The organism is Peribacillus deserti (assembly GCF_002863585.1).
GTDB lineage: Bacteria > Bacillota > Bacilli > Bacillales > DSM-1321 > Paraperibacillus > Paraperibacillus deserti_A.
The window spans coordinates 16,481-27,547 of the sequence record NZ_PGUY01000092.1; the positions used below are offsets into that span (position 1 = coordinate 16,481).

At 40.7% G+C, this 11,067-nt stretch carries 10 protein-coding genes; 8 read left to right on the top strand and 2 right to left on the bottom strand.

Going from position 1 to position 11,067, the window contains the following annotated elements; genetic code table 11:
• The first annotated feature begins 33 nt into the window (after positions 1-33).
• The 8 genes from coxB to CUU66_RS23180 all read left to right on the top strand — a co-directional run bounded on the left by coxB (position 34) and on the right by CUU66_RS23180 (position 8,449).
• Positions 34-1,116: a cytochrome c oxidase subunit II gene (gene coxB / locus CUU66_RS23145; protein ID WP_101645762.1), complete on the top strand. Its 1,083-nt coding sequence runs from the start codon at positions 34-36 to the stop codon at positions 1,114-1,116.
• An 80-nt stretch (positions 1,117-1,196) separates the two neighbouring features.
• Positions 1,197-3,065 carry a cytochrome c oxidase subunit I gene (gene ctaD / locus CUU66_RS23150; RefSeq protein WP_101645763.1) on the top strand — a complete coding sequence of 623 codons (1,869 nt, stop codon included), beginning with the start codon at positions 1,197-1,199 and terminating at the stop codon, positions 3,063-3,065.
• Positions 3,065-3,694, top strand: a complete 630-nt coding sequence (locus CUU66_RS23155; RefSeq protein ID WP_101645764.1) for a cytochrome (ubi)quinol oxidase subunit III — start codon at positions 3,065-3,067, stop codon at positions 3,692-3,694. The genes ctaD and CUU66_RS23155 overlap by 1 nt, the downstream gene beginning before the upstream one ends.
• Before the next feature lie 4 nt (positions 3,695-3,698).
• Positions 3,699-4,034, top strand: coding sequence for a cytochrome c oxidase subunit IVB (ctaF, locus tag CUU66_RS23160; RefSeq protein ID WP_101645765.1), 336 nt, complete (start codon positions 3,699-3,701; stop codon positions 4,032-4,034).
• Positions 4,035-4,945: 911 nt separating this feature from the next.
• Complete coding sequence (gene ctaG / locus CUU66_RS23165) at positions 4,946-5,860, top strand: cytochrome c oxidase assembly factor CtaG (protein WP_308302531.1); 915 nt, start codon at positions 4,946-4,948, stop codon at positions 5,858-5,860.
• A gap of 214 nt (positions 5,861-6,074) precedes the next feature.
• Positions 6,075-6,536: a DUF420 domain-containing protein gene (locus CUU66_RS23170; protein WP_101645767.1), complete on the top strand. Its 462-nt coding sequence runs from the start codon at positions 6,075-6,077 to the stop codon at positions 6,534-6,536.
• A gap of 224 nt (positions 6,537-6,760) precedes the next feature.
• Positions 6,761-7,264 (top strand): hypothetical protein, encoded by a 504-nt coding sequence (locus CUU66_RS23175; protein WP_101645768.1) that lies wholly within the window; start codon positions 6,761-6,763, stop codon positions 7,262-7,264.
• Positions 7,265-7,279: 15 nt separating this feature from the next.
• Positions 7,280-8,449 (top strand): GNAT family N-acetyltransferase, encoded by a 1,170-nt coding sequence (locus tag CUU66_RS23180; protein ID WP_101645769.1) that lies wholly within the window; start codon positions 7,280-7,282, stop codon positions 8,447-8,449.
• Between the two features lie 416 nt (positions 8,450-8,865).
• Here the strand turns inward: CUU66_RS23180 and ytvI are convergent, their stop codons facing one another.
• Together ytvI and CUU66_RS23190 are read right to left on the bottom strand one after the other, a co-directional pair.
• Positions 8,866-9,924 (bottom strand): sporulation integral membrane protein YtvI, encoded by a 1,059-nt coding sequence (gene ytvI / locus CUU66_RS23185; RefSeq protein ID WP_257968119.1) that lies wholly within the window; start codon positions 9,922-9,924, stop codon positions 8,866-8,868.
• Between the two features lie 128 nt (positions 9,925-10,052).
• Positions 10,053-10,415, bottom strand: coding sequence for a YugN family protein (locus CUU66_RS23190; RefSeq protein WP_101645770.1), 363 nt, complete (start codon positions 10,413-10,415; stop codon positions 10,053-10,055).
• Between the last annotated feature and the right edge of the window lie 652 nt (positions 10,416-11,067).

The window sequence follows — 11,067 nt, forward strand, 5'->3', positions numbered from 1 at the left end:
GAAATTTTTTACGAAAGAGGGGTTTCAAAAGCTATGAGAAAACGGCTTCACAAATGGCGTCTGATTTCTATTTTTGCAATTTTGGCGCTTGCTCTGTCAGGCTGTGGAGAACCATTCCTGTCAACTTTAACACCTGCCGGTGAAGTTGCCAAAAAACAGTATGACCTAATGATACTGAGTACCGTTATTATGGTCCTGGTTATTATTGTGGTGACTGTAATATTTATTTACGTGATTGCACGTTTCCGCCGCACCAAGAAAAATGAAAACAGTATTCCTAGACAGGTGGAAGGTAACCACAAACTTGAAATTATTTGGACAGTTATACCAATTCTTCTGCTTTTAGTACTGGCCGTGCCTACCGTTTCATACACATTTCAGCTGGCAGATGTCTCACCTATGAAACAAAAGGACAAGGATGGCAAAACAAAGGATGCTCTTGTAGTAAACGTAAGAGCAAATCTATACTGGTGGGAATTCGAGTATCCGGACTTAGGAATTATAACGAGTCAGGACCTATTCGTTCCAACAGACAAAAAAGTATATTTTAATGTTAAATCCTCGGATGTAAAGCACTCCTTCTGGATTCCTGCTGTCGGGGGCAAAACTGACACGAATCCTGAGGGTGAAAATCAGTTCTGGCTGGAGTTTGACAGCAAAGGTTCAGAAAAGGTTCAGAACCAGTTCTACGGAAAGTGTGCAGAGCTGTGCGGACCTTCCCATGCATACATGGACTTTAAGGTACAGACACTTTCACAGGACGATTTTAACCAGTGGACACAGGATATGAAGAATCTGAAAAAGCCTGCTGCCGTCGGTGACCTTGCTAAAGAGGGCGAAGAAATATACAACAAGAGCTGTATCGGATGTCATGCTAACACGGCAAATGACGCAAGGCCTGAAAAGGCACGTACCGCTCCTAACCTGGCTAACTTTGGCGACAGAACAAGAATTGCCGGGATCCTTGAACACAATGAAGAAAACTTGAGAAAATGGCTGCAGGATCCAGAAAAAGTAAAGCCAGGGAACTTGATGACTGGCAAATACCAAAAGCTGGATGATCATGAACTTGATGCCTTGACTGCCTATTTGATGGGTCTTAAACTCGAACAATAAAGTGCTTCATATACATAGAGGTGCAGCTGCTTCTAACAGATAGCACAAGGGGAACGTGATTTACAAAGGGAGGTTTAACCGTGAGTACGTACGCTCATAAGAAGGGTTTTGGCGCAACGATTTGGGACTATCTAACAACAGTAGACCATAAGAAAATCGGCATCTTATACCTGATGGCCGGCGGGTTTTTCTTTTTGGTGGGCGGGCTGGAAGCTCTTTTCATCCGTGTTCAGCTTGCTGTCCCAAACAATGATTTCGTCAGTGCCGGACTATACAATGAAATTTTGACAATGCATGGTACGACCATGATATTCCTGGCTGCAATGCCATTGATTTTTGCTTTTATGAATGCCGCTGTTCCGCTGCAGATTGGTGCACGTGACGTTGCATTCCCATTTTTGAACTCGCTCGGCTTTTGGCTGTTTTTCTTTGGGGGAGTATTCTTAAACTGCTCCTGGTTCCTTGGAGGAGCACCTGATGCAGGATGGACGTCTTACGCATCACTAACAATGGAAGCACACACGCATGGTGTTGATTTCTATATTCTGGGCCTCCAGATTTCTGGGATCGGAACGTTAATAGGGGGTATTAACTTTCTTGTAACGATTGTTAACATGAGGGCTCCCGGCATGACGTATATGAGGATGCCATTGTTCACATGGTCGTCTTTTGTCACATCCGCCCTAATCCTATTTGCTTTCCCTGCACTTACTGTAGGTTTGTTTTTATTAATGTTTGACCGTTTATTCGGAGCAAATTTCTTTGATGTTGCAGCAGGCGGGAACACCATTATCTGGGAACATCTTTTCTGGATCTTTGGTCACCCTGAAGTATATATTCTAATCCTTCCGGCATTTGGAATATTCTCAGAAATTTTCGCAACATTCTCAAGAAAGAGATTGTTTGGATATTCTTCCATGGTTTTTGCGACCGTATTAATCGGTTTCTTAGGATTCATGGTTTGGGCCCACCATATGTTTACTGTAGGTATGGGTCCGATTGCGAACGCTATATTTGCTGTAGCTACCATGGCCATTGCCGTTCCGACTGGTATTAAGATCTTTAACTGGCTGTTCACGATGTGGGGCGGAAACATTAAGTTTACGACTCCTATGCTGTATGCTGTTGCGTTTATTCCTTCCTTCGTTGCCGGTGGTGTAACTGGGATCATGAACGCTGTCGCGGCTGCTGACTATCAATATCATGACAGCTATTTCGTAGTTGCCCATTTCCACTACGTTATTGTCGGTGGTGTAGTGCTGGCGCTATTAGCTGGAACTCATTACTATTGGCCAAAAATGTTCGGTACCCTCCTTAATGAAACACTAGGGAAAATTACGTTCTGGCTGTTCCTAATCGGTTTCCATTTAACATTCTTTATTCAGCATTTCCTTGGGCTAATGGGTATGCCTCGCCGTGTATTCACTTACCTGCCGAATCAGGGCTGGGAAACTGGGAACCTTATCAGTTCCATCGGAGCTTTCTTCATGGGAATTGCTGTTATCATTCTATTAATCAATGTTGTTATGACACAGGTTAAGAACGTAAGAGTCGGAAATGATCCATGGGGAGACGGCCGTTCATTGGAATGGGCTATTCCTTCACCGCCGCCGTTCTATAACTTTAAACAGCTGCCATTAGTACGTGGTTTGGATCCATTCTGGATTGAGAAGATGGAAGGCAAAACAGAAATGACACCTGCTGAGCCGCTCGGAGACATTCATATGCCAAATCCATCTTTCTTGCCGGTAACCATTTCATTTGGATTATTTGTAGCAGCATTTGGTGCTTTATATCATGTAGATGGCAAGGACTGGGCTCTGCCGGTGCTATTCGTCGGGATGGGTATCACGCTTATTTCCATGCTGCTTCGTTCTGTGAAGGATGATCATGGTTTCCATATTCATAAAGAAGACTTTGAAAATGAAGACAAAGGGGGCAGGGCATAATGGCATCAGTTCAAGAAAAATTTACTGAGATGACATGGCCTTCTTCGCCTGAGAAAGCTACCCTTGAAGCAAAAAATAAGTTTTTAGGTTTCTGGTTCTTTCTAGGAGGAGAAACGGTACTATTTGGATCTCTTTTTGCCACCTACCTAGCTTTAAAAGATAAAGTTCCTGATTCCAGTCATCCGCTGGCAAAAGATTTGTACAGCATGGATCTTACTTTTGCAGCAACTATGCTCCTCTTGACAAGCTCATTGACTAGTGTGTATGCAATGTACCATATGAAGAACTTTAATTTCCAGAGGATGCAGGCTTGGCTATTAATTACTGTATTATTGGGTGCAGCATTCCTTGGACTTGAAATTTACGAATTCAATCATTATGTCCACGAAGGCCATAAATTTACAAGTAGTGCTTTTGGCAGTGCCTTCTACTCTTTAGTCGGTTTCCACGGCGGCCACGTAGCCTTCGGATTATTATGGATTCTCTCGCTAATGGTTAGAAACGCTAAACGCGGTTTAGACTTATATAATGCGCCTAAGTTCTATGTAGCAAGTCTATACTGGCACTTTATTGACGTAGTTTGGGTCTTTATCTTTACTGTTGTATACTTAATGGGAATGGTGGGATAATTTAATGGAGAATTTACGACCAAATTCAGCTAACCCAAAAGCAGACTTAAATTATCGCCGTAAGAAAAATGCTGAAGAAATGAGATATCAGGTAGTATCATTTGCGCTCATGATATTCTTAACATTGATTGCTTTTGCTGTTGTCCATTTTGAAGGCTTTTCTCACTGGTTTGTAGCGCCTTTCATCATGCTGCTTGCTGTAGTACAGGTTATTTTCCAATTGTATTACTTCATGCACATGAGCCATAAAGGACATGAAACACCGCAGCTTTTCCTGTTTTCAGGATTATCGGTAGCATTAATAACAGTTTTGACATTCGTTACAATTACTTGGATATAAGAAGAACCCCGGCTGATGCTTTCAGCCGGTTTTTTTTTACAGCTAATAAACTATTAAAATGAGGTATTCTTTTTTCGATTGGCACCAGCACCGGACCCGAGATCAGTGGAGAAATAAGAAGATTGTATGGATTGTGCTGCAGTAGCAGGAGATATAAGGTTAATTGTCTATGAAATACATATCTTTTAAGCAAATAGCCAGAAATATAAGCATAAAGGCAGAAGGATAAGCATAGGACAGCTGAACATAAGCATAAATCACCAAAACATAAGCATAGATCCAGGAAATATAAGCATAAACCTTCGAAACATAAGCATAAACCACAAAACATAACCAAAAACTTCCAGCAGCTGTTCAAAATCCATAAAAAAGACCTGAAAATAATACTGTAAGAGCCCATGCCTCACCCTGTCACAAGGTTTTCTATTAAAAGGCTTAGAAATTAGGGAAAAAAGGGCTATTCATCACAATTTCTCTGTGTTGTTTAAAAATGGCTGTTTTCGTAAACTTTTTTGTTATTGAAGAAGGGGGTGGATTGGAACGTGAGGATGCTCGCTTTCCGCAGGGCGGGCGCCCGAGCCTCCTCGGCTACCGCCTGTGGGTCTCGCACCTTACGTTCCTATCAACCTGTTTAACAGCAGGGTCAGTTCATAGAACTTATTTAAAACAGCAATCATTAGTAAAGAGCCAAAAGTAAAAATACCCGAACCTTATTTTCTGTAAACGATTCTATTAAAATACCTTTGTGAGCATGTAACGATCTTTAAAAAGCTATTTTGACAATTCCGTGTCAATGGGCTGGCAGACAAAAAATAGTCTCTTTAGGTAAATGTAATAACGCGGTTAATCATGTATAATAGAGTCAGCACATAATGAAAGACTTGGAGGGAATAAATTTGTTATCTCTGGAGATGTTTGGTTTCCGGGCTTTATGGAGTCCTTTTTTTATGTTGGCACTTGTTATTTTGACGGCAGCTTTCTTCCTAATAACCATAAAATATAGATCCCTTTTTAAAGGGAGTACACCAATCACAAGAAAGCAGGCGAGTATCTTTATAACAGCCATGATCCTGCTCTATCTGATCAAGGGATCTCCGCTTGATTTGCTCGGTCATATTATGTTTAGTGCACATATGACACAAATGGCTATTCTTTATTTAGTCATTCCGCCATTATTTATTACTTCCATTCCTGACTGGGTATGGAGGGCGATTTTTACATTTAGGGTGATCGAAAAGCCTTTCATGTTTTTTACTAAGCCATTGATTGCATTATTGGTTTTTAATGTCTTTTTTTCTTTCTATCATATTCCGTTTATTTTTGATTTTGTGAAATTGAATATGTGGTATCACGGAATATATACAGTAATTCTTTTTATAATGGCTATATTTATGTGGTGGCCTGTTGTAAATCATTTAGAAAAAGACAAAGAACTGTCTGGGTTACAAAAGGTCGGTTATATTTTCGGAAATGGTATCTTATTGACACCTGCCTGCGCCTTGATCATTTTTACGAAACATCCTTTATATGACACGTTCACTGATCCGGCTGCCTGGTCTCAGGCAATGACATTATGTGTTCCTGCTTCTGCACTTTCAAGTTTGGGAATAAGCGGCCCGGAATTGCTGAATTGGCTGCCCCTGCTTGAAGATCAGCAGCTTGGCGGAGTGCTGATGAAAATCATTCAAGAGATCGTGTATGGTTCCATGCTCGGATATATTTTCTTTGATTGGTATAAGAAAGAAAACCAAAAGTCAGCAGATGAAACTGAAAACCTCTACGAACCAAGAGAAGGACATTTTTCTCCCTCTGGCACTGTAAAGTGAAGTACGGACAAAACACGGGTTTCCACCTAAGGATACCCGTGTTTTCATTGAAAAATGAAATGTGTCTTTTTCTGAACAATTTAGAGGTAAGCAGATTTTTCCCCTTGCTAAATATTGAAAAGTTTAAGGCTGTTTAATACAATTACCATAGACCAAGACAAGCTGACTATAGTGTTCAGCTATACCATGTATCAGAGAGAGGACGTTTTTGTTCATGTCTTTACCAATATTACCTACAATTAGTACGAGCTTTATTGTACTTAGCGCCATTACTGTAGCAATCGGCTGGTGGCTGATTAAACAGAGAAGAATAGAAGCTCATAAAAAAGCCATGTTCTTAGCGGCGATTTTTGCCATCATCTTTTTTGTTATTTACGCGTCGAGAACCATCTTTATTGGTAATACTTCCTTCGGCGGACCAGAAAGCATAAAAATTTACTATACCATCTTTTTAATTTTCCACATTACGCTAGCTACTGTTGGAGCGGTTATGGGGATTTTTACTCTATGGACCGGCTATAAAAACAAGCTTGCAAGGCATAGAATACTGGGTCCTATCACCAGCGTGATCTGGTTCTTTACTGCCATTACCGGTGTCGCGGTGTATTTACTTTTATATGTGTTTTATAAAGGCGGGGAAACCACGTCTGTTATTAAAGCAATTTTAGGATTTTAATGAAATAGGGTTATTTATCCGTGCTGCTGAATACAATGTATTGGCAGCATTTTTATTTAGGCAATACATATATTGCACGATCCGTGACTTTTTAGTGACTCGCCTGGAGCGAGTTTTCTTATTATATAGCAAGCTCTGTGAATATGGGGATCCCTAAACGATAAATGAAGCGAAGCCCAGCATCATCGATTGGCTGGCAGTTTAGTAGTCTAGAGGAGGTAATCATGGTGGATGATTTTAAAACAGAGAGAATTATAGTTATGTCGTGTTCCCTCGACTTGGCGAAATCATTAGTCTTATATAGAGATGAACTTGTGAAACGCTCTCCCATTGTAATGCCGAATACCTGGCCTTCCAATTTATTTAAAGGATTTTTGCCCTATTATATCGAACAAATAGAAAGTGGAGGGAAAGGCTATAAATTTTGGATAATCGCGGATCTAAAGTTGAAGAAAATGGTGGGGGATTTTATTTTTCATCAGGGTGAAGACCGGACAGGATATATTGCGACTTCCTTTATCAGCCCAGATGCGGAATTGCAATACCTGGAAGAAAGTTTGTATATTTTTATGAAATATACGGTTAAGTCGTTCACACAGAGTGTTAAATCAGTGGCAGTGGACTGTTCAAAGAAAGATGGATATAAGCTTAGAGTTTTAAAGGATCTGGGCTTTGTTATGGACCAAAACGACAGCCTGTATTCAACGTGGACATTTACGTATCATTAATACTTGGAGGGACATATGCATACGATTACAAGAATATCTGAAGAAAGAAGGAAAGAGGCATTAGATTTATCTATGTATGCCTTTCAATATAAAGTAAAAGAAGAGGACATTCCTGAAAAACTGAAACACTATTCCTGCCAGGAGATATATGGGATTTTCAAAGAGGACGAGCTTGCAGCTAAAATGCACTTGCTTAACCACGAAGTGCTCTTACAGGGAAAAACGTATAAGATGGGGGGAGTTGCTTCTGTAGCGACATATCCTGAGCATAGGAGATCAGGAATGGTAGATGCCCTGCTGAAGGAAGCGCTCATTATCATGAAAAAAAAAGGCCAGACATTATCCTATCTCCACCCATTCAAAATTTCCTTTTATCGTAAATATGGATGGGAAGTGTTCAGTTCCCTGAAAAAGGTTACCCTGAAAGGGTCAGATCTGCGGCCGCTTCCTTCTGCTCCGGGCAGAATCGTCAGATACAAGAAAGAAACACATCCAGCTGAGGCAAATGAGGTATATGAAAAGTTTGCCTTGAAATACGGGGGAATGTTAATAAGAACCCCATATTGGTGGGATTATTCCGTGTATTCCGATTACACGCTTGCCATGTACTATGATACGAATGGCCATGCGGGCGGATATGCAATATACAAAGTTTCGGATAAACTTATTGATGTCCAGGAATATGTTTCTCTACATTTTGAAGCGGCTAGAGCTATCTGGAATTTTATCTGCCAGCACGATTCTATGGTTGAAAAGGCTGAAATAATTACATCCATCCATGACCCGTTTCCTTACTATCTGTCACAGCCCAAAGTAGAAACAAGCTTTAACCCATACTTTATGGCGAGAATTGTAGATGCGGAAAAATTTCTATCACAATATACATTCAATACACTCGAAAAAAATTTAGTAATCACTATAACGGATCAAGCAGCAGAATGGAATAATCGAACGTACGTGATCAGTAATGAAGAAGTGACCGCCCTGAATGAAGAAGAGCGAGGGCATGAGGCAGAGGCTGAGGGAATATCCCTATCGATCAATGCTTTAACAGCTGTCCTCCTGGGTGCACAGAAAGCTGATGTACTTGCAGAGGTGGGACAAATAGCCGGCACACCTGAAGCGATTAGCGCCTTTCATATGGCTGTTCCAGACATTAAACCTTTCTTTTATGACTTCTTTTAAAGAAAGTTCATTAAACGTGATTGTTGATTGCAGCTAGCAGGCACTCGTTTTCCGCGGGGCGGCCGGTAGCCTCCTCGGTGCCTTGCGCCTGTGGGGTCTCCCTTAATAGAAATGCGGAGGACGGTGACTTTCTAGGCATTTTTTTAAAAAAACTGTGATGAGCAAACTCTTTAAAAAACTACATAATATGGAAAGTTAGACACCTGGCAGACATAAGACAAGCAGGCCGTGAGAAGCGGTTTTTCTTCTCATGGACTGATTGGCTTATGACTCGAGGGTCTAAAGCCTTGGAGCTGGACAACACCCGCTTATCCGCAGGAGTCTAGCATATCCGTTACAATCAACATAGTGCAAAAAATCAACAGTGTAAACAGAGCCTTAAAGGAAACAACCACAGACGATGTTCTGTGGTTGTTTTATATTTTAAATGGAAGTTTAATAATCCCCGTTTCACTGGCTGTATAAAAGGCGGCGAGAAGAACAGGCCCAAAGATGATTCCGAGTATACCGAATAGTTTAAAGCCTAGATACATAGAGACTAACGTATTTAGGGGAGATAACCCGATGTGGACCCCAGTCACTTTTGGCTCAACAGTTCTTCTAATGATCAGCAGCATACAGCCAAGTACGGCCAGCTGTGTCCCGGTCGGGATATCTCCTGTCATAAAATGAAAGAGGGCCCACGGTCCCAGAATGATCATAGAGCCGATAAAAGGGATAAAATCAATGATCGTAATCAAAACTGCCATTAGCATTGCTACGCCTGCATTGATAAATAACATCCCTATGAGAGTGACAGTAAATATGATGATGCCAACAAGGAATTGAGCCTTGATAAAACCGGACAACACATAGGAAAGCCGTGATGACATAAGCTGGAACTTATCTGCTGAACTATTCTTTAAATAGCTGTAGATTTTCCTTCTAAATGAGGGGAGCTCATTCAAAAATAGAAATAAAGCTACCAGATAAACAATAAAGCTAATAAGTAAGTTTGGAATGTTTGTTATGAGGCCGGTGACTTTATCTATATTTAGTACTGTACCGAGCTCTGCTTTTACTCTATCGAGAGTCTTGGCAGTCTGTGTACGTATTTCGTCCATTAACGGTTCTGGCATAGCCGCAGAAGCTGGATTTAGATTTCGGTCGTAATTGAGCCATGAATCATTAATCTGGTTAATATATGAGGGCAATTTTTGTATGAGCTGAACTGCTTCTGTAATTACTTTTGTGGTGAGGAAATAAGCTGAAATCCCGATCAGCATAAAAAATAGCGTACATACGATGAGGTTGGCAAGTTTTCGGCTCCAGGAGTACTTTTTCTGCAGAGCCTTTGCTGCAGGCTCGAGCAGACACGCAGTAAGGAAGGCGCAGATTAATGGAATCGATACGGGAAGGATGAGATACCCGAGGATACCTGTAATTAGTAAAGATAGGGCAATAATAAAATACTTTTTTTGTAATAATAAGGGCACAGCATTGCTCCTTCCTAGTAGGATAGTTAAATTATAATAATCCAGCTGCAAATTAACAAACAAAAACTCTGCCCAAAATAAAAAACGCATGAAATCCATGCGTTTTAAGTCTGTAAGAATGCAGCTTGTCAGACAATAGCAAACTTTTCTACTTCTGCTTTAATGGAAGAAATAATCTGCTCGCATTGCTTTACAAGACCGGCAGGGAATTTTTCGCCTTCCCCGTATTCTACGCCATGAGGATAATAATGCTTACCAAGAATAGGAGTCAAGACCTGGATGTCTGCTTTATTGGCGCCTACATCACCTTCAACAGCATATCCTTGGATTCGAAGATAAAAAACTCCTTCTTTAAGAATAAACTTTTTATCATAGTTTACGCGGTCATAATCCCATTGTTCTGCTCTTACTAAGCCGTTTTCATGCATGATTTCATCCAGGCGGCCAAGTTCAGCTATGTATTTCTCGATACCAGTGCCTTCAAATTTCATATAAATCCCTCCGTTTTATAAGGCTGAAGAATTTCTCCAAAATAAGGCTGATTTATTTCCCTAATATTCCAGAGAAGAATAATATACACAGTTCTTCCTCATATTTTATAATATTACGAAATATTATTTCTTGCAATGTAAAGTAAAAAGTTATTTTACTATTGAACAAAAGTGGGAGGAATCCCGGTATTAAACAAAGGGAGCCAGATAAATGAATGTTTATGTGTAATAATTTATATAATGTTATAATAAAGAAAATAAGAAGGCGGAAAGCGGCGCCTGCCTGCACCGAACTTGTTTTATGTTGTATAATTAGTATACAACTTGTCAGATAAGACGGTCAGAGACCTGGACAGCCAAAAACGAGCTGGAACTGCAGAAATGCTTTTGCTTCTAATGGACTGCTTGGCTTTTGGGCGGGGTCTCTCTGTGAGCTGGAAAATTATATAAGGTCAAATTTGTATACTACTATTTTATTTTTAGGCTGTTTTCGCAAATTTTGTTGTTATTGAACAAGGGGTTGATTGGAACGTGAGGATGCTCGCGGACCTTAGGGGCGGGCGCTGAGCCTCCTCGGCTTCGCCTGTGGGGTCTCACCTGATCGAAAAGCGGAGGACGGTGCTTTTCAAGAAAAGATCCATCCAAAAGCTGA

Coding starts and splice junctions, on each gene's coding strand:
- coxB (WP_101645762.1), top strand. CDS start 34: ATGAGAAAACGGCTTCACAAATGGCGTCTGATTTCTATTTTTGCAATT.
- CUU66_RS23155 (WP_101645764.1), top strand. CDS start 3,065: ATGGCATCAGTTCAAGAAAAATTTACTGAGATGACATGGCCTTCTTCG.
- ctaF (WP_101645765.1), top strand. CDS start 3,699: ATGGAGAATTTACGACCAAATTCAGCTAACCCAAAAGCAGACTTAAAT.
- ctaG (WP_308302531.1), top strand. CDS start 4,946: ATGTTTGGTTTCCGGGCTTTATGGAGTCCTTTTTTTATGTTGGCACTT.
- CUU66_RS23170 (WP_101645767.1), top strand. CDS start 6,075: ATGTCTTTACCAATATTACCTACAATTAGTACGAGCTTTATTGTACTT.
- CUU66_RS23175 (WP_101645768.1), top strand. CDS start 6,761: ATGGTGGATGATTTTAAAACAGAGAGAATTATAGTTATGTCGTGTTCC.
- CUU66_RS23180 (WP_101645769.1), top strand. CDS start 7,280: ATGCATACGATTACAAGAATATCTGAAGAAAGAAGGAAAGAGGCATTA.
- CUU66_RS23190 (WP_101645770.1), bottom strand. CDS start 10,415: ATGAAATTTGAAGGCACTGGTATCGAGAAATACATAGCTGAACTTGGC.